Genomic DNA, 19,579 nt, shown 5'->3' with positions numbered 1-19,579 from the left:
GCACTTCCACTACTGAAGGCGCGGTGGCAGCGGCTTCAGTTGCTGCTGCAACAGGTGCAGGTGCGCCATCATCCTGGAATTCTATAAAGTCAGGATCCCCTTCCTTTGCCTTGCGTTTCTTCGATTTCTTTTTTACCGGCTCTTCTGTACCCGTGGCGACCTTGACAGCTTCTTCTGCAGCAGCTTCGCTGGCAGCTGTTTTATTTTCTTCTGCCAGTACCCCGCTCAAAATTGCCTGTTCTTCTTCCGTTAAAGGTGCTCTTTCTCCCCTGTTACGTTTCTTCCGGGATTTCTTCACTTCTCCTCCGGTAGCTACAGGCACGGCTTCCGCAGGAGCTACTTCCTTTTTCACTTCGGGCACCGGCTCGGGCTCGTCCCTGTCATCGCCACCCACCACTACTTTATCCAGCGCAGAGGCAAAGGAATTGCCTGATTTTGCCGGGGCAGATTTAGATGGACCGGTTACAATGGCTTTATCAGCAAAAGTGGTTTCAAGGTCTTTTTGCAGGTTGGACATCATTTCTTTTTTGGCGGTGTCCAATTCAGGCACAACAGCATCCGGAGCCGACGGAGCTGCTGCCAAAGCGGTTTCTCCTGCATCGGACCTGAGCTCCCGGAAGGTTTGCAGGTTATATAAAGAATAACCGGCTTCGCCAGACTGCTTCAGCAGGAAGCCCTGATCACTTTTGGTTATTCTCAGGTTAAACTGTGCTTCTTTGGATTCTTTGTTGGGGAAACCTACCGTAATAGGCGCTGTACCGGTTTCCAGCCGGGGGATGATAATATAGCCCCTGTCGGTGGAGCTCAACACTTTGCCGTTATGCTTTACATAAAACGGCTGTCCCTTCTCGCTCTGAATATATACGTAGTGAAGCTGTTCCTGCGCCCGCAACCGGCCGCATAGTAACAGACATGCCCATACGAATATTACTGTCCTGTATTTAAGATGCATACTATAGATTGGTATAAAACTGTCTCAGTGCAAATATTATTCCAGCACGATCAGCACTTCGCCCTTTTCCACCGCAGTGCGCTCTGACACCTTGATTTCTTTTACAATGGCGTCTGAACCGGCCTTGAACACATTTTCCATTTTCATGGCTTCCAGGATCAGTACCGGGTCGCCTTTCTTGATGGCCTGCCCCGGGGTTACCAGTACCTTGAGCACCAGGCCCGGCATAGGCGCCTTAATATCATTCACCTTCCTGGCCATAGCATCTTTAATCCCCATAGACGCCAGCAGCTGATCGATCGGCTCTTCTATCACCACCTCAAACTGCTGCTGGTTTACCTGTAACACTACAGTTTTAGTGTCTTTCTCTATCCTCAACACCTGCGCCTGGTAGCTGCGGCCGTCCATAATAACGCTGTAATCGCCGGAAGGCAGTTTCACCGCCGACCAATCCACTTCCTGGTTATCGCAGGTAATCCTTGTATCGTTATTAATGGCAAATGCAGATCTGCCATTCACTATTGCTTTGATCATAATGTTGTTTTTACCGGCCCCCGGGCGTAACAAAAATAGCATTTTTAACCACTTACCTCATATTTGGCCCATTTGTTTAAATTTGACCCTTTTAAATTGGCCCAAGCCAATACATTTGTTTAAAACAGTCTTTTACATGAATCTACATCTGAAGCAATCCCTGATGGGGATGCTGATCGGAGGAATAGCCGGTCTGGCGATGAGCACTAACCTGATGGCCCAATCCGACAACACAGCCCAGGACGACCCCGCATTAAAGATTTACCGCGCATCTGCCACCAAAGTGAACGACCTCGTACATACGAAGCTGGACGTACGTTTCGACTACGCCAAACGGTACCTCTATGGTAAGGCCTGGATAACCCTCAAGCCACATTTTTATGCCACCGACTCCCTCACGCTGGATGCAAAAGGCATGGACATTAAGGATGTAGCGATAGTAAAGGCAGGTAAAAACAGTCCGCTAAAATACAGCTACGACAGCCTCCAGCTGCATATCGCACTGGATAAACGTTACAAAGCCACCGAATCATATATCATCTATATAAGTTATACAGCAAAACCCGATGAGCTCAAAGTAAAAGGCAGCGCTGCTATCTCCGATGCCAAAGGGCTCTATTTCATCAACCCCGATGGCAAAGATCCAAATAAGCCCACCCAAATATGGACCCAGGGAGAAACAGAAAGCTCTTCTGCCTGGTTTCCCACTATCGATAAAACCAACCAGAAGTGCACCGAGGAGATCAGTATGACGGTGGAAAAGAAATATGTGACCCTTTCCAACGGTAAACTGGTAAAACAGCAAAACAATGCCGATGGTACCCGTACCGACACGTGGAAAATGGATCTTCCTCACTCCCCTTACCTGTTTATGATGGCCGTGGGCGAATATGCCGTTGTAAAAGACAGCTGGCGCGGAAAGGAAGTAAGCTATTACGTAGAAAAGCCTTTTGAGAAATATGCCAAAGCCATTTTTGGTAACACACCTGAAATGCTCAGCTTCTATTCCAAAATACTTGGATACGACTATCCCTGGGTGAAATACTCCCAGATCACCGGCCGCGACTATGTTTCCGGCGCCATGGAAAACACTACTGCCACGCTTCACGGAGAATTTATGCAGAAAACTGACCGTGAACTGCTCGATAACAACAACTATAACGAAAGCGTAATTGCCCACGAGCTGTTCCATCACTGGTTCGGCGACCTGGCCACTGCCGAGTCCTGGAGCAATCTTACCGTAAACGAATCCTTTGCCGATTACAGCGAATACCTGTGGCTGGAACATAAATACGGTAAAGACGCAGCAGACGAACATAGCCTGGAAGCAACGCAAACGTATATGTCGGCGATACAGTACTCCGGCGATAAAGACCTGGTACGCTTCCATTACCACGACAAAGAAGATATGTTTGACCAGATCACCTACCAGAAAGGCGGCCGTATTTTACATATGCTTCGCAATGCAGTTGGAGATTCTGCCTTCTTCAAGTCCCTGAACCTTTACCTGAAAACAAATGCCTTTAAGGCCACGGAAGCGCACCAGCTGCGCCTGGCAGTAGAAGAAGTAACCGGCAGGGATATGAACTGGTTCTTTAATGAATGGTACTTTGGTAAAGGCTTCCCCCAGCTGGATATCAGCTATAAGTATAATGACGCCGCCAATACGGTAACCGTTATCTTACAGCAGATCCAGAAAGACAGCAAAGTATGGCATATTCCAATGGCCATAGATATCTACGCAGGTGGTAAAACAGAAAGACATAACATCTTCATGGAAAACAGGATCGATTCCTTCACCTTCTCTTACACCACCAAACCAGACCTGGTGAATGTAGATGCAGATAAGGTAGTTTTGGCCAAGATAGATGATCACCGTGCATTCAGCACCTATGCTTATCAATACGCACACGCTCCCAACTATATGGACCGCCACATCGCTATTGATGAAGCAGCGGATGCACAAGCCACCAATCCTGAAGCAGTGAAGCTCCTGAGGCTGGCCCTGAAAGATAAATACCATGGTTTAAGAACCTATACAATAGGTAAGCTGAACCTGGGCAATGCAGCAGTAAAAGCGGCTGCCCTGCCCATCCTGATAGATCTTGCCAAACAAGACCCCAGTTCACTGGTACGCGCTGCTGCCCTGCAGCAACTGGGTGAACTGAAAGATCCACAGTACGCATCCTTATTTGAAGCAGCTACAAAAGATAAATCGTACGGTGTAGAGGCTGCTGGCCTGGAAGGCTTAGCCACACTGGATCTTGACAAAGCCTATAACATTGCCAAACAACTGGAAAGCGATACCAAAGGCAAACTGGTAAATGCTATTGCCGGTGTATACGCCAGAAAAGGAAATGCCGCAGACATAGCTTTCGTGGCCACCAAATTTGACGAAACCTCCGGCCAGGATAAGCTGAATGCGGCTTTCGACTACCTGGGCTTCCTCTCTAAGATCAACAATACCCCCGCGGTTATAAAAGGCGTGGACCAGGTAAAGGCTATGACTGTTCAATTCAACAATTCACAGGTAAGCACTTACATCACTAACTGGATGCAGGAGATCAGCAAAAGCAAATCGCAGGAGGCAACCGCCGTTTCCGGTGCCAACCGCGAGGAGCTGCTGAAGCAGTCGGACTATTTCCGTAAGGCGTCTGAGGAGATCCGGAAGAGTATTAAATAATGCAGCGGATTTTGTCTGACTCAGGATTATGATGATTTCGCTGAATATCCTGATTTTTATTTTTGAATTTTATATAAGAAGGGAGATGAAAGCAATACCGCTTTTATCTCCCTTTTTTATCTTACTAAAAAATAAATCAGCAAAATCATCATAATCCTGAGTCAGACAAAATCCGTTTCAATCTTCACAAGGGCATTGAGTTCGGGATCCCAGCGCCAGGGAGTGTTAGCGAGTCGGACTCCTCCGAGCCAGCGATGCTCCAATGATGCGTAGTCGAGGTAGTTTTCTTCTTCTTCCAGTATTTCTCTTCCAAGACTGGTAATTTTCAGCATCTGGTCATGCTCTTCGATTACGCCGGCGTTAGCCATGCGGTGTACGAGGATATCCAGCTGGAAGTTGGTGAAGCCGTAGATTTCAAGCTCGCTCCAGAAAAGCATGTAAAGGTCGTACCAGCGGTAGCTGCCGAGTACGAGGCGGAGCAGGAAGTAGTTTTCGATGATGCTCAGGCCGGTGTTGATATCAGGGAATCTTTTCAGGTGCGCAGTAATAGCCTCCGGGAGGTATTTCAGGTTTCCGGGAGGCAGCTTGCTAACGGTTTCCAGTACCTGTGGTGTGCTCAGGCACCAGGCATCCCAAACATCGGCGGCCCAGGTAAGGTCGCTGGGCTGAAGTGGTATGCGTTGTTCAAAAATTTGCGGGAACTCATCCGCTGTGGGGTGATGATGAAGATCTACCAGGCTGATAGTGGGAAGAGTGGTGAGCCGGCTGCTGAGATAATGGAGGATGAACAGCATATTGACCTGGCAAAACAGGTCGTACTCAAACCAGAGCACTATTTCGTCTGCAGCGGAGCCGGAGAGGTCTAACTTCTCCAGCTCCTGTACTACATTGGTAAAATAAGTTTGCCTGTCAATTCCGTAATGATATTCGAGGTGTTTGGCGCGGCTTTCAAAGAATTCTGTAAGATCTTTTGTGTATTTCACTTTGCCCTCGCACATCATTTCCCGGCACACCACAATTTCTCCCGGCACCTTGCTTTGCCGGAACAAGGCAAGGGTAGCATCTCCGTTTAACACATGCAAATATGACATAAAATAGTTTTCCTGCTATTACCAGCTGCCACTGGCGCCACCGCCGCCTCCGGAGCCTCCTCCGAAACCGCCGAAGCCACCTCCGCCTCCACCGCCGGACCATCCTCCACCGCTGCTGCCGCCTCCACCGAAGCCGCTCATGCCGCCTATCACCGGCCATATCCATCCGCCACGCCGGTTGTAGGTAGTACCACCACCCCGGCCGCCGCCACCGCGACTAATGATGGAAATGATAATCACGATCACCATAATGATCAGGAATATAGCTCCCGGGCTGATACCTGGTTCACTTTGCCTGGGGTCTGCACGGTATTCGCCGGCGGCTGCCTTCTGAATGGCTTCCACGGCTCCATCCAGCCCCTGGTAGTAGTGGCCTTCACGGAAGGCCGGTTTTATGATCTGGGAAATGATCTGGTTAGCGGTAGCGTCGGGCACTACGCCTTCCATACCATAACCTGTCTCTATCCTGATCTTCCTGTCTTCCAGTGAAACAAGAATAAGGATACCATTGTTCTTGCCTTTGGTACCTATTCCCCAATCACGCAATATTTTTAATGATACCTGGCTGATATCGTAGTCACCGATGGACTTGAGTGTAACAATGGCTATTTGAGTGGAGGTGCTGTCGAAGTAAGCCACTACTTTTTGTTCGAGGGCCTCATCTTCGCTTTTCAGCAGTATCCCTGCAAAGTCGTTCACTAAAGTGGGAGGATTAGGCCGGGGCGGTATATTCTGTGCATTGGCCAGCAAACCCGCCATCATTAATAATCCCGGTAAAAACCAGCGTAGTATCCTCATTGTATCAAAGCTAAAATCGTTAAAAAGAGTGGCTTTTATTTGCCGAAGACGATATCGTCGGGCAGTTCATTAGCATCATTACCGGCTTCATGCGGGAAAAAGGTACGGAGTGATTCCCCTATTTCCGCTATACATGCTTCGATGCCATCGATAATACGATTCTCCTGAAAGTGGCTGATCAATAACCCGGCTTCTTTTATCCAGAAGTCATTACCTACTTTCTCGTGTATGCCCTGGTCGCCCAGGATGGCAAACTGCCGGTCTTTGATGGCCACATATACCAATACGCCGTTGCGCAGTCTTGTTTTTCCCATATCCAGTGATACGAAGGCTTCCTTCGCTCTGTCCATAGGATCTACATAGCTGCAATGGCTTTCTACAAACAACCTGATTTCCCCTGAGGTAAGCCGTTCTGCTACCCGGATAGCGTGCACCAGTCTTTCTTTTTCTGATTCTGAAAAAATCTCTTTCCGTTTAAAAGGGAAAATGCGCATGCTGTATATTTTTTAATTCCGGTCCGGGATGCAGGTGTAATACCTGCATCCCGGAGGCGGCCAATCTTTTATGGGTTGCTTTTTAGAATTTTACCTGCGGAGCATTCTCGGAACCGGCAGCGGCTTCGAAATAGCCTTTCTGTTTAAAGCCGGTGATACCAGCCACGATATTATTCGGGAAGGTGCGCACGGAGCTGTTGTACACGTTTACTGCATCGTTAAAGTCGTTACGGGCTACGTTGATCCTGTTTTCCGTTCCTTCCAGTTGTGCCTGGAGGTTCTGGAAATTGGCGTTCGCCTTCAGGTCGGGGTAAGACTCAGATACGGCGAGCAGGCGGCCGAGAGCCTGGCTTAACTGTCCTTGTGCGGCCTGGTATTGCTGAATTTTTTCAGGGCTGAGATCATTCACATCGACTTTGATCTGGGTAGCGCTGGCACGGGCCTGTACTACTTTTTCAAGGGTTTCCGTTTCGAAGTTGGCAGCGCCCTTTACAGTGGCCACCAGGTTAGGGATCAGATCAGCACGGCGTTGATAGCTACTCTGTACCACTCCCCATTTATTTTTCACGGCTTCATCTTTGGTCACGAGGCCATTGTATTTTCCACAACCTAACATGACCAACAATGCGAGTACTACGATAACAATAATTCCTGTTTTCATCTGAATTTAAGTTTAAGTTTTAAGTGCCGGCAAACGTGCAAAAGGTATTCCCTAATTTACACTTGCCGGTGTAAGTAGTTTTTTCTCCGGTGAACGCTATAAAAAAAGCGGTTAACGCATGCTTTTCATGGCTACACGAAAATATGGAAACTCCCCCACTAAATAGCTATTGGATAAGGAAACGGCTATTTTTTAAAAAAGTTCATTCATCCTTGAAATATTCGTCATAAAACAGTATGTTTATATGTACCTTTGCCAGGTGTAAAACGTTGAACGTTTTACTATATACTTTAAGTTGAATGGGGCAGAATGGATACAAAATCGATATCGAAAGTTTCATTGTTTCTAACTCATTTATTATCAATAACTTGGAACTAAGTCTGCTTAAATGAGTGCACAACACATCCATATACTCTATATTGATGATGAAATACACAATCTGAATGCCTTTAAGGCTTCATTCAGGAGGCTGTACAACATAGTTACAGCCAGTTCCGCGGAAGACGCGGAAAAACTGCTGGCAGAAAACGAATTTCATATCATTATTTCCGACCAGCGAATGCCCAAAACTACCGGGATAGAGTTTTTTGAATCGATACTTGAAAAGTACCCCGAGCCAATACGTATGCTGCTTACCGGCTATGCCGACATTAATGCCGTAGTAGATGCCATCAATAAAGGACAGGTTTATAAGTATTTCTCCAAACCCTGGAATGAAGAGGAGCTGAAGCACAATATTGAGAAAGCATATGAAGTATACGCCCTCCGGAAAGAGAACAAGGAATTAACCGCCAAATTGCTTGATGTAAACCAGAAACTGGAGTTCCTGGTAAGACAAAAATTAATTTCCTGATCATTTACAGTAGTAGTGAAGATAAAGAGGGATGCCTGTGAAGTGGCTTCCGGATTGCTTATGCGATACTTTTGCCATGTACATAAGGTGGACTTGATCAGGAGAGGATATGCTCATTCCCGTTGTTGGGTTGCTACTGTATAAGGTATACCCGAAGTAACGGGGCACTTTTTAACGGCTTTCTTTTTATAAGACAATACCCTTTTGAGATCAGGCATTGCCTTTACCCGCTGTTTTGTTTTTGCCGGAACAACCACCCCGAGTATGTTTGCGGCCACAAAACAACGGTTTGCAGAAGCCTGTTGTTCATGGAAGCTTCTCGCCTGCAGGACTACCAGCAACGTGCCTTTTCCCGGTATTGCTGCGTCCAGTTCCATACCAGGAAAATGCGTATTTAAATTGATCATTACAACAGCTGTAGCCTGGCCGGTTACCAGGTGCTCTGCAAAACTGATGCGTACCGCAACCAGCTTTACTTCCATATAGGTAGCGGTTCCCTGCGATGGTAATGTTTGCGCGGGTATTGTTACCGTTCCTCCTGGTGAGATCAGTGGCTGGAGGCTGAAGAATTGCTCCACACCCGTATGCCTGTTGAACCGGAAGCCGTTTATAGTTTGCAGCTGATCTTTTCCTGCGGAGATCAGCGCTTTGTTGAGGCGGTTCACAAGTGATCCATCACAGGGGATGTTGAGGAGGGGAACGATAGCCTGCCGGATCAGCTTTCCTTTCCTGCTGGCGAGGCCAAAGTCCCTGGCTGCGTGCCCGGTAGCGGCGGTTTGCCGCACAGTTTCAGGCATGGTACGGAGAAAGTACTGACCGTTCCTCCGGTAACCGATCAGGTTACCCAGTTTGCCTGTAAAAGTGTTTATTCCTGTTTGTTTTGCCATTTGGGTTAACGTTTTTATTAAAAATACGGTAAAGCAGCGAATGCTTATCTGCCTGGAATTTAGCGAACCACAAACGGGAGAGCATTGGGCATTGGAGGTTATCCAAACAGAGATGGCCCGGTGTTGTCTTTTCTCTAAAGTGCAATGCTCTCCCCTTTGAAACTATCTAAATCTGCAAATGTTGATTTTCCTTTAACTTGCACCACATTGTGAACTTAATTTCATAGCATCATGCAAGTTTGGAAAGATTACCAGGCAGAGAATAAAGATCGTTTCCTGGAAGAATTACTGGAGCTGTTACGCATTCCTTCTGTGAGCGCGGATTCCCGTCACAATCAGGATACCCAACAGTGCGCAGAAGCGGTAAAAGTACGTTTGGAAGAAGCCGGCGCTGATAAAGTAGAAGTATGCCAAACGGCCGGCCACCCGATCGTTTATGGCGAAAAGATCATAGATCCTTCCTTACCCACAGTACTGGTGTACGGCCATTACGACGTACAGCCTGCAGATCCGCTGGAGTTGTGGCACAGCGGTCCGTTTGAGCCCGTGATCAAAGACGGTAATATATATGCCCGCGGCAGCGCGGACGACAAAGGCCAGTTTTTCATGCATGTGAAGGCTTTTGAAACCATGCACAAAACCAACACTATTCCCTGCAACATCAAATTCATGATTGAAGGGGAAGAAGAAGTAGGCTCTGCTAACCTGGGCATCTTCCTGAAGGAAAACAAAGAACGCCTGAAAGCTGACGTAGTATTGATTTCAGATACTTCCATGATCAGTCTTGATAACCCGTCGATAGATACCGGTTTGCGCGGGCTCGCCTATATGGAAGTAGAAGTAACCGGTCCTAACCGCGATCTGCACAGCGGCGTATACGGTGGCGCAGTGGCTAACCCGGCTACCATCCTGGCAAAAATGATTGCCTCCCTGCATGATGAAAATAACCACATCACTATTCCCGGCTTCTATGATAAAGTACAGGAACTGAGCACAGAAGAAAGAGCAGCACTGAACGCCGCTCCTTTTGATGAAGAAGAGTATAAAAAAGACCTTGGTGTAGCTGATGTTTGGGGTGAGAAAGGATATTCTACCATTGAAAGGACAGGTATCCGTCCAACGCTGGAGGTAAACGGTATATGGGGTGGCTACACCGGCGAAGGCTCCAAAACCGTATTGCCCTCCAAGGCTTTTGCCAAAATTTCCATGCGGCTTGTTCCTAACCAGGACTGGCACGAGATCTCTGACCTGTTCACCAAACATATTGAAGCCATTGCGCCCAAGAGCGTAAAAGTGAAAGTAACGAAGCATCATGGCGGCAGTCCATATGTTACCCCTATTGATTCAGTGGCATTCAAGGCGGCCCACCAGGCCATCCATACTACTTTTGGCAAAGATCCTATCCCCGTGCGGGGTGGAGGAAGTATTCCCATTGTAGCGTTATTTGAAAAAGAGCTGGGACTGAAAACAGTGCTGATGGGCTTTGGACTGGATAGCGACAACCTGCATTCTCCCAACGAGAAGTATGGTTTAGCCAATTATTACAAAGGCATTGAAACCATTCCTTATTTCCACAAATTTTTTGCGGAACTGAGCAAATAGTATTACTGGCGGCAGCTGCGGCTGTCGCCAGCTTAAAGTTTTGAATATGAGCAATACCGAAAAAGTACGCGTTGATAAATACCTCTGGTCTATCAGGGTGTTTAAAACCCGCAGCCAGGCTGCAGATGCCTGCGACAGCGGTAAAGTGAAGATGAACGGCGCATCTGTAAAAGCCGCCAAACCAGTAAACATAGGCGATAAGTTTGAAGTGAGGAGCGAAGCCCGTAAGTGGGTGATAGAGGTAACAGGGTTGATCTCCAACAGAGTGGCCTATTCTGAAGCCATTAAATATTACATCGACAATACCCCGGATGAAGACAAACTGGCTCCTGCCTATATTCCATCCGTATTCCAGACCGGTAAACGCCAGAGTAAGATCGGAAGGCCTACGAAAAAGGATCGCCGGAGCATTGAAGGGTTTATGGAAGGGGATGAAGAAGAGTGAGGGGTGATGAGATTCTCCCTTTTTTCTACAATTTCTCACTTTTGCGTAGTAATTTTGCATCCTCATTCTTAAACTAAGGATTTTCAATGCCTAAACAAAGCGACGTACTTACTGCCGATTTCCTCGTGAAAGTAGCAGAAGAATTTGGTACCCCGGTGTACATTTACCATGCAGAAAAGATTAAGACCCAGTATGAAAAGCTGCAGAAAGCGTTTCATAAGGCAGACACCCGCTTTTTCTACGCCTGTAAGGCATTGACCAACATCAATATCCTTAAGTACATCAATTCCATTGGCTGCGGCCTGGATACTGTGTCTATTCAGGAGGTACAGCTGGGCCTCCGGGCAGGTTTTGATCCGAAAAATATCATTTTTACCCCCAACTGTGTAGACCTGCAGGAAATTATTGCAGCGAAAGACCTGGGCGTGATCATTAATATAGACAACCTCTCTATCCTGGAGCAGTTTGGCAATAAGTTCGGCGGCAGCTACCCGATCTGTATCCGTTTGAACCCGCATATTATGGCAGGGGGCAACTTTAAGATCTCTACGGGGCATATCGACAGCAAGTTTGGTATTTCCATTCACCAGATGCGTCATATCGAACGCATTATCAATTCCACTAAACTGAAGGTAACGGGTCTGCATATGCACACCGGGTCCGAAATCAAAGACGTGGATGTGTTCCTGCGCGGTGTGGAAGTAATGTTTGAAATGGTGCAGCACTTCCCGGACCTGGAATCTATTGACCTGGGCAGTGGCTTCAAGGTAGCCTATCAACAGGGAGATCCCGAAACGGATATCGACCTGCTGGGCAAAAAACTGAGCGAAGCCTTCAACAACTTTGCTAAATCGTATGTACGCCCGCTGCAACTGTGGTTTGAACCAGGAAAGTTCCTGGTAAGCCAGAGCGGTTACTTTGTGGTGAAAGCTAATGTGATCAAGCAAACCACCGCCAACGTATTTGTAGGGGTGAACTCCGGCTTCAATCATTTGATCAGGCCGATGTTCTACGACGCATTCCACCTGATCCGCAACATCTCCAACCCTAAGGGTACGGAACGGATCTATACTGTAGTGGGTAATATTTGTGAAACAGACACTTTTGGCTGGGATCGTAAGATCAACGAGGTCCGGGAAGGCGATTACCTGGTGTTTTACAACGCCGGCGCCTATGGCTTTGAAATGTCGTCTAACTTTAACTCCCGCCTGAAACCGGCGGAAGTACTGGTAAAAGACGGTAAGCCACACCTGATCCGCAAACGTGATACTTTAGAAGATCTGCTTAAAAACCAGATCGAATTGCAATAGATCTTCTGGATTTCGACGGATTCAGGTATTTGATTATCAGGCTTATAGTACTTTTGACAAATACCTGAATCCCGGAATTCAAAATTGATACAATATTTCCCCTACCTTTGCGTCTACAATAGTACTCCCCTCTGTTATTCCTGCAATGTTTTACTGTAAATTGTAATAATAAGTTTATTACTGGCACTAAAAGGACAGCCTTTGGTTATAATTGTACGACAATATGAAAGTTTTAACTGCACACCCCGGCGTATTTAACGATGATAAAGTAATTGAGTCCAATATATCATTCGTACCATTCCTGAATTATCTGAAGGAAAAGGTAACCCATGAAGGAGAGGCCCGTTCATCTTTCTATAAACTGATCATTGACAAGTTTGAAAGCAACCCGGCGGTACTCAAGCCCATTCCCAGCGATGGAGATCTTACGCCTTATAAAGAATACCTGGATCTGCTGATAGCTGCTATTTTCCCGGTTACCACAGACTCCAGCAAAGACATCTATGGTATAGGCGTTCCTTTTAAGTTCGCCATCTTCCATTATTCTGATCTGTTTAAACAACTGTTCACAGATAACGGCTCTGAACTATCGGCTGTTCCGGATGGCATTTCTATAGCACAGGTAAAAAAAGACAAGATCACCTGGCTGTATAAACTGATCCTGGAAAAGGTGTTCCACTTCCCGATGAGCTATAAGAACGAGATTATCCATACAGTGGAAACACCCAATGGAAGCAAGCGTTACGTGAAAGTGAATATAGATCCCAGGTTTGTGGATGTAAAAGTGAACGGTGAACTGCCGAACCTGAACTACGACATGTTCTGTTCCAAACAGATGACCCCGGAAGCACTGCAACAGCTGCTGCCTACCAGTATGTTTTCCCTGGAAGGCTTTGTTATATGGACAGTGAAGGATGTGACCCAATCGGAATCGCTTAATAACATTAAGAGCCTGGTGATGAACATGCGCACCAGCAACGAAGTGGAAAGCTACCGGACCGTGGAAAAAATGGTTCCGGTGATCCTGGGCCTGCCTGATGTAACTGCCCACCTGGTGCCCTTCCCCAAAGTGAACGGTAAAAATGTACTGGAGGAACAGTTCTCCATTACAGACCCTATCCTTGGCGTAGGCAACAAAAAACAACAGCAACATTTCTTCCAGCTCCTGCTGGATCACCTGCAGCAAAACCCGGTACCGCTGATCGTGCCCGATGTGAATGATAATTCCATCGCGCCGCATGCGTTCCTGAAATATCTGCCCATCAAGAATATCCGGAGCTTCGTGATATTTCCCATCACCCATAAGAAAGAAATACTGGGTGTACTGGAACTGGCTTCATCTACTCCCAACGGGTTATCGGCTGAGCCGTTGTGGAAACTGCAAAACACTTATCCCCTGCTGGTGCTGATGCTGAACCGCAGCATGAACATCCTGGAAAGCCGGCTGAATGAAGTGATCAAAGACCAGTTCACGGCATTGCAACCCTCCGTGGAATGGAAGTTTGTGGATGCCGCATGGAACTACCTGCTCACACCGGAAGAGGAAAGAAAAGATATTGAAAGCATCAGCTTTGACGAAGTATACCCGCTGTACGGCGCTGTGGATATCCGCAACTCCTCTGTACAACAGGGCGCTGCCATCCGGGAAGATTTACAGGAACAGCTGGAACTGATCCGGGATACCCTGGAAACCATCGGCAAAACTATTCACCTGCCGTTGCTGGAAGAGCTGCAGTTCAAAACAAACGACCTGCTGGAGAACCTCAGCAATAGCCTGCAGGCAGGCGAAGACCTGAAGGTGAACGAATTCATGGACCAGGAAATTAAACCGGTACTGGAGCATTTGTGTGAAGACAATGCAGACCTGAAGCCGTTGCTGAACAGCTACTTTACCCAGATGGACAAATCAGAAGGACGTGTTTACCATCACCGGAGAGAGTATGAAGAAAGCCTGGCCAACATTAACATGGCTATCAGCCAGTACCTGGAGAAAGAGCGCCAGTACATACAGCAATCGTTCCCCTGCTACTTTGAAAAGTACCGTACCGATGGCGTAGAATACACTATTTATATTGGCCAATCTATAGCCCAGGAGAAAAAGTTTGATCAGCTGTACCTGCGGAACCTCCGCCTGTGGCAGCTTTCCTCTATGGCGCATATTGCAAGGCTCACGCATAAACTGGGACCTAAATTAAAAGTACCGCTGCAAACCACGCAGATGATCCTTATGCACAGCGCTCCTATCACCATCAGTTTCCGCAGCGATGAGCGCCGGTTTGACGTGGAAGGCGCCTACAATGTGCGTTATGAGATCATCAAAAAACGTATCGATAAAGTACACGTAAAAGATACCGGCGAACGCTTAACACAACCCGGTACTATTGCCATGGTATACTCTTACATAAGGGAAATGGAAGAGCTGAAAAAGTATATCACTTTCCTGCAAAGCAAGAAAATACTGCTACCGGAAATCGAGATGCTGGACCTGGAAGAATTACAGGGAGTAAGCGGCCTGAAAGCGCTTCGTGTAAAAGTAAATATGGAAGCTACAATATAAGAGAGTGAATCGTTGAAATATGTTCTCTACAAAAGAAAGGCCGCCTCGTTGTATGAGGCGGCCTTTCTTTTAAAATTTAAACCCGAAGGTGATATAAGGTACCGTTTCTTCTTTTGAATGTCCTACCACCGCCGTGATGATCAACGCATTTATAGGCGCTATATAAACGCCTCCCCCATATCCGTCGTGCCACACATGGGAAGTTTCATTTTCCCTCCATACACGGCCCACATCATTAAAGGCGATAAGCCCAACGCCTGCAGGCAGGATATATGTTTTCAGATCAAATAACTTCACGCGTATCTCCGTATTGTTATATACACTGGCATCGCCGGCAAAGCGGTAATTGCGGTAACCGCGGAGGTTTTGCACACCTCCCAGGGTAAGCGCCTGGAAGTATTCATAGTTACCCCATAATTTGCCGCCACCAAAACGGCTTACGATCACAAAGTTGGCCGGGATACGGAAGCTCATATAGAGGCTCAGATCCGACTGCAGCGATGTGGTGCTATAACTGTTACTGTTCACACCGAAGTTGCCGGCATAAGTGGTGGTCCACAGGATACCGCGGGTAGGAATGATCTTGTTGTTGCGGGTGTCGATAGTAGCTACTATTTTGCCACCGGCATATGCTTTATTGGCATAGATGCCTGCAGAATCCAACCCGTTGTTTTTAAAATCAGTGATGAAACGGTCATGGTTCTCATCTTTATTAAAAGCATAGTTATTAAATGCAGGCCCGTACGCAATGGTCATGTGATTACCCACGCTTGTTCTCAGCAATGCTTCTGCTGTATAAAAATTATACCGTGCCCTGTACCAGGAAATGGTTTTATTATCCGACTTATCAAACACTGTTTCATTTCCATAACCAAAGAAGTTGATGGTATTGTTTGGCGCCTTTGCCCTGGCGAACAACAACAGGTCCGTTTTCCCGATCACATCTGTATACTCTCCTTCGTAGCGGAAGTTCCAGGCGCGGGTGGCCAGCGAGTGTGTAGCAGTGAACAGATGTTTTGTGGAGAATGGCTCCCGGCGCCAGGAATGGCGGGTAAGGGACAAGCCCAAACCGAGTAAAACACCATCGTCGCGGTTATATCCACCGGCCAGTAGCGGCATTGCTTTTTCATACTGGAAGGCGTTGCGGTTATATTTGATATTGGCAGGATCGTTCGACAGGCGGCGTTGCTCATTACCGGTGAGCGCAAAGGTATCTTTACCGGTACGCTGATCGTATATGCGTACCCGTTTGCCTGCTTTTACAGTAGTGCTATCGATATAAGCATCTGCTTCCTTACCACCTACCAGGCGGATACGGATGGGCGTTGCATGATCCCCCTTTACCACGAAGCGGTCGTTTCCACCCATACCGTAAACATTTACTTCTTTGGTAACAGAAGGATCGAAAGTACGGGAGTAGATGTTTTGCTGAACGGCTCCTTTCTTGCTGATCTTGAAGATATCCAGCGCTACTTTGCCACCAGCCTGCTTTTCAACGGTGATGAGCTCATTCTTTTCTGTGGCCGGCACATCAACGCCTTTGGCGAGAAAACGGTAATACCTGAGGGTATTCTTTTCCAGGATATTGCGGCGGGCAGATAACCTCTCTATCATCATTGGGCCTACCTGCGACCGGATAGTATCGGGAAAAGCTTTTACTGCAGCTTCGATCACGCTGTCGGTCATCTTCCTTAATAACTTATCTGTTTGTTTCTTCCAGTCGCTTTCATCCATTTCGTTAAGGAAAGACCGGTCGAAATAGCGGGTGCTGAAGTTAAAGCCGTTGATATCCGGAATATCTTTCCGGAAGCCCTGTATAGCCGGCATGAACCAGGGACGGGCAGCCATCCAGGGGATTAGACCTCCGTTGAGGAAAAATGCCTGGTCGCGGTCGCGTGGCACGGGGTAATAATATTCCTCTCCTTTATGCTTCTCTTTATACCAGCGCCACTGGTCGTCGTGACGATCGAAATCCATGATATACATATCGAAGATACGTGCGCGGAGCACTGATTTCTGGTCGATGTGCACATCATTATCGCCCCAGATCTTAGCCAGTACTTTTGGTGTGTTGTAGGTTTTATCGTTGCTGCCGGTAACGGGCTCCCTTTCTTCGAAGAGGAACACTTCGTTGCCATAGTCGTTTGCATAGATGCCGAGCGAGCTATCGGCGGGCAGGTATACAAAGGTTGGATTGGTATGCGGCACACCGGCTGCTTCAGCCAATACGCTTACTGCCAGCGGGGCATAAGGATTGGCGGCGGAGATCTGGTCCTGTACCACATCGCGGGCAATGGTTTCACGCAGCATTTCAGGAATAGCCGCCAGCGGGAACTTTTTCAGGGAGCGCATGGACCATTCCGTGCCGGTACTGTCTTCCAGCCGGAGTGAATGCGTTTGTTTCCCGCCGCCGCGTTGCAGGATCTTCAGGCCTCCTTTGGCGGTTTTCAGGTCCAGCACCGGGAAATTCAGCGGGGTAGCCCATACCTGGCGATAGTTTTCGCCCAGTAATTTTTTATGAAAATTGGAGACATGGATATATTGTGTATCAGCAGCCACCCTGATAACTGGCGGCAATGATGCAGGCGGATGATAGGCAAGCGCCTGCTGCGGAATATCCTGCAGGCGGAACAGCGTATTGGTAAACACCGGTTGTGTGCCGTTGTCTGCAATATAATATTGTACCCTCACGGTACTGTCAGACATCAGTTCAATAGCGCTGAAGCCGTTGGCGGTGCTGGCGAACAATGATTTGGGCCCTTTCTTTACCCGGTTATTTTTCGCACCGCTGCCGCTTACCACATAGGCGTTCTGGTTATCTTTTATGAGCTGGAGCGTATGATCATGACCGGAAACAAATACCACGGGGCCATGCGGTTTCAGGGCAGTTTCCACTCCCTTGATCATCTGCTGGTACTTTGGATTCGGAATATCTTCCGGCGTACCAAAAACACCGCGGGCAATCGGATAGATAGAGCCTATCACGGGCAGTGGTACAAACAGCGCCGGGCGCAGGTCTGTGAGCGGGAAAATATGTTGCTTGATGGTATAGTAGCCTCCGTGGATACCATAACTGCGGAAGGGGTGATGCGTAGCAAATATGATCAGCTTGTTGCGGTTCATAGCCACTATTTCCGACAGCCTGCTGAGCACTTCGTCGTTGTCTTTACAATCGCAGGAAGATTCAAGGCCAGGTTTCTGGTAGGGGAACACCCACCACTCACTGTCCATGATAATGAGGGTAATGTTATCGGAGATCTTTACTTCCGTGGGGCCAGGGCAACCTTCTTTAGGCTCAAAGTGTACATTGTCCAGGTGCTGGGAATCCACGTAATGCTGCTGGTTGCGGATAATATCCCATCCATCGGGTTTGCTTTTGTCCCAGTCGTGGTTGCCGGGAATGATATATCCCTGTGCATTGGTACCGCGTACCAGGCCGATCTGGTAATCGATGATTTCCTTTGCCTGGGGAAATTTGTTGCTGGCGGAGTCGGGTAACCCTCTCGGGTATACGTTGTCGCCCAGGAAAAGGATGGTATTGCGGTTGTCCTGCAGGTCGAAGGTATTGCGGACGGCGTCCACTACAGAATTTTTACCGTTCTCGTGCAGTTCCCCGGCGTCGCCGATAAGGATCACCCGTTTTACCACCTGTGGCGATTGGGAGTAGCCGGTAGTGCAGGCAAAAATGAGTAAGGCGATAAAGATTATGGTTGATCTGATCATCTGGACTTGTAACTAAATTTAAGAATATTGGCGGTACCGTCGTAACCCCCTTCATTGGAAATATACATATCGCCATTCGGAGCAAAGGCCAGGCCTTCGGGCTGGAGGAACAAGCGGTGTTTCAGGTTATAGGCTTCCTGTACGTGGCCCTGCAGATCCGTGATCACAAGCAGCCCGTTTACAGAGGCAACAATATATAACCGTTTTTCGATAGGATGAATGGCTGCTGCCGATGGTTTAAAGAAGCGCATATCTGATCCTGCCAGGCGGGCAATTTCCTGGTTATTGAACCGGTAAGTGGCAGTGGTATCAAATGTTTTGCTAGCCAGGTTAAAGCGATAGGCGCTGGTAACGCCCAGCTTTTTATCATCTTCACAGTTTTTACAGATCATTACAATACTGTTGCCGGCGCGATCGTAATAAGTTGCTTCAAATTCCTTTTTCCCAGGTTTTTCCATTTTATAATGATCGCTGTATACGCTGTCGGTGAACAGGCCATGTACCTGGAACAGGGAACCATTACTTTTAAGCACAAACCAACCTCTATCGGTATGGCATATATCTTCATAGTCCCCATCCTTTGCAAATTTAAAATGGGGATAAGGTTCTTTTGCCAGTACATCCAACTGGTAAATACGGCCTTCCTCATCGTTGATAGCTATGATCCTGTGCTCATCGGGGAATAATTCGATGCCGGAAATTTCCTGCATGGATTCCCTTACCCGGTAGCGTACCGGCTCTTTCAGGTCGTATCCCCGGGGGGAGGCATATACTTTTTGTTCTCTGTCGCTCAGATTACATGACAGTAAGAAAAGGAGAAAGATTAACCCGATCCGGACATCCATAGTGTAACTTTATAGCATAAATTTAACTCAAAAATGCAGTAACTTAGGTTCAATTTGCGATTTGTAATACGCGAAATAGCGAACATACCGTTATTAGTACCATAAAGTACAAAGTAATAAAACGTATTTCGCAGTTCCTTATCT

Annotated in this window: 15 protein-coding genes (1 of these 15 running past the window's edge); 6 read left to right on the top strand and 9 right to left on the bottom strand. The window is 47.5% G+C overall.

Going from position 1 to position 19,579, the window contains the following annotated elements; translation table 11 throughout:
• Together FN124_RS15930 and FN124_RS31645 are read right to left on the bottom strand one after the other, a co-directional pair.
• Nucleotides 1-952: the 5' portion of a proline and serine-rich protein 1 family protein gene (locus tag FN124_RS15930; protein ID WP_142685804.1), read on the bottom strand. It extends 566 nt beyond the left edge of the window; only the first 952 of its 1,518 coding nucleotides appear in the window; it begins with the start codon at nucleotides 950-952; the stop codon falls past the left edge of the window.
• Between the two features lie 36 nt (nucleotides 953-988).
• Complete coding sequence (locus FN124_RS31645) at nucleotides 989-1,486, bottom strand: biotin/lipoyl-containing protein (protein ID WP_142685803.1); 498 nt, start codon at nucleotides 1,484-1,486, stop codon at nucleotides 989-991.
• 136 nt (nucleotides 1,487-1,622) lie between these two features.
• Between FN124_RS31645 and FN124_RS15920 the strand changes: the two genes are divergently transcribed.
• Nucleotides 1,623-4,169, top strand: a complete 2,547-nt coding sequence (locus tag FN124_RS15920) for a M1 family aminopeptidase (RefSeq protein WP_142685802.1) — start codon at nucleotides 1,623-1,625, stop codon at nucleotides 4,167-4,169.
• Between the two features lie 161 nt (nucleotides 4,170-4,330).
• Here FN124_RS15920 and FN124_RS15915 read toward each other — a convergent pair whose 3' ends face one another.
• From FN124_RS15915 to FN124_RS15900, 4 genes are all read right to left on the bottom strand, one after another.
• Nucleotides 4,331-5,260 (bottom strand): hypothetical protein, encoded by a 930-nt coding sequence (locus tag FN124_RS15915; protein ID WP_142685801.1) that lies wholly within the window; start codon nucleotides 5,258-5,260, stop codon nucleotides 4,331-4,333.
• Nucleotides 5,261-5,278: 18 nt separating this feature from the next.
• Nucleotides 5,279-6,058: a TPM domain-containing protein gene (locus FN124_RS15910; RefSeq protein ID WP_185937232.1), complete on the bottom strand. Its 780-nt coding sequence runs from the start codon at nucleotides 6,056-6,058 to the stop codon at nucleotides 5,279-5,281.
• A gap of 35 nt (nucleotides 6,059-6,093) precedes the next feature.
• Nucleotides 6,094-6,552 (bottom strand): TPM domain-containing protein, encoded by a 459-nt coding sequence (locus FN124_RS15905; RefSeq protein ID WP_142685800.1) that lies wholly within the window; start codon nucleotides 6,550-6,552, stop codon nucleotides 6,094-6,096.
• A gap of 82 nt (nucleotides 6,553-6,634) precedes the next feature.
• The gene (locus FN124_RS15900; protein ID WP_142685799.1) at nucleotides 6,635-7,213 is read right to left on the bottom strand and encodes a LemA family protein; all 579 of its coding nucleotides are present in this window, start codon (nucleotides 7,211-7,213) and stop codon (nucleotides 6,635-6,637) included.
• Between the two features lie 388 nt (nucleotides 7,214-7,601).
• On the opposite strand from FN124_RS15900, the gene FN124_RS15895 reads away from it, so the two are divergent.
• Complete coding sequence (locus FN124_RS15895) at nucleotides 7,602-8,066, top strand: response regulator (RefSeq protein ID WP_142685798.1); 465 nt, start codon at nucleotides 7,602-7,604, stop codon at nucleotides 8,064-8,066.
• A 113-nt stretch (nucleotides 8,067-8,179) separates the two neighbouring features.
• On the opposite strand, the gene FN124_RS15890 is transcribed toward FN124_RS15895, so the two are convergent.
• Entirely contained in the window at nucleotides 8,180-8,953 is a 774-nt protein-coding gene (locus FN124_RS15890) for a hypothetical protein (RefSeq protein ID WP_142685797.1), read from the bottom strand.
• A 231-nt stretch (nucleotides 8,954-9,184) separates the two neighbouring features.
• On the opposite strand from FN124_RS15890, the gene FN124_RS15885 reads away from it, so the two are divergent.
• The 4 genes from FN124_RS15885 (at nucleotide 9,185) to FN124_RS15870 (ending at nucleotide 14,867) form a co-directional block, all read left to right on the top strand.
• Nucleotides 9,185-10,555 (top strand): dipeptidase, encoded by a 1,371-nt coding sequence (locus tag FN124_RS15885; protein ID WP_142685796.1) that lies wholly within the window; start codon nucleotides 9,185-9,187, stop codon nucleotides 10,553-10,555.
• 46 nt (nucleotides 10,556-10,601) lie between these two features.
• Nucleotides 10,602-11,000 carry an Hsp15 family ribosome-associated heat shock protein gene (gene hslR, locus FN124_RS15880; protein ID WP_142685795.1) on the top strand — a complete coding sequence of 133 codons (399 nt, stop codon included), beginning with the start codon at nucleotides 10,602-10,604 and terminating at the stop codon, nucleotides 10,998-11,000.
• Nucleotides 11,001-11,086: 86 nt separating this feature from the next.
• Nucleotides 11,087-12,310 (top strand): diaminopimelate decarboxylase, encoded by a 1,224-nt coding sequence (gene lysA, locus FN124_RS15875; RefSeq protein WP_142685794.1) that lies wholly within the window; start codon nucleotides 11,087-11,089, stop codon nucleotides 12,308-12,310.
• 223 nt (nucleotides 12,311-12,533) lie between these two features.
• Nucleotides 12,534-14,867: a GAF domain-containing protein gene (locus FN124_RS15870; protein WP_142685793.1), complete on the top strand. Its 2,334-nt coding sequence runs from the start codon at nucleotides 12,534-12,536 to the stop codon at nucleotides 14,865-14,867.
• 69 nt (nucleotides 14,868-14,936) lie between these two features.
• On the opposite strand, the gene FN124_RS15865 is transcribed toward FN124_RS15870, so the two are convergent.
• Both FN124_RS15865 and FN124_RS15860 read right to left on the bottom strand, forming a co-directional pair.
• Nucleotides 14,937-18,590 (bottom strand): BamA/TamA family outer membrane protein, encoded by a 3,654-nt coding sequence (locus tag FN124_RS15865; RefSeq protein WP_142685792.1) that lies wholly within the window; start codon nucleotides 18,588-18,590, stop codon nucleotides 14,937-14,939.
• On the bottom strand, nucleotides 18,587-19,435 hold the full coding sequence (locus tag FN124_RS15860) for a YjiK family protein (RefSeq protein WP_142685791.1): 849 nt from the start codon (nucleotides 19,433-19,435) through the stop codon (nucleotides 18,587-18,589). The genes FN124_RS15865 and FN124_RS15860 overlap by 4 nt, the downstream gene beginning before the upstream one ends.
• Nucleotides 19,436-19,579 lie beyond the last annotated feature (144 nt).

Source organism: Chitinophaga polysaccharea (assembly GCF_902150045.1).
Taxonomy (GTDB): Bacteria; Bacteroidota; Bacteroidia; order Chitinophagales; family Chitinophagaceae; genus Chitinophaga; species Chitinophaga polysaccharea_A.
Note: the sequence above shows the minus strand (reverse complement) of the source record. Positions and strands in the feature narration are given on the sequence as shown.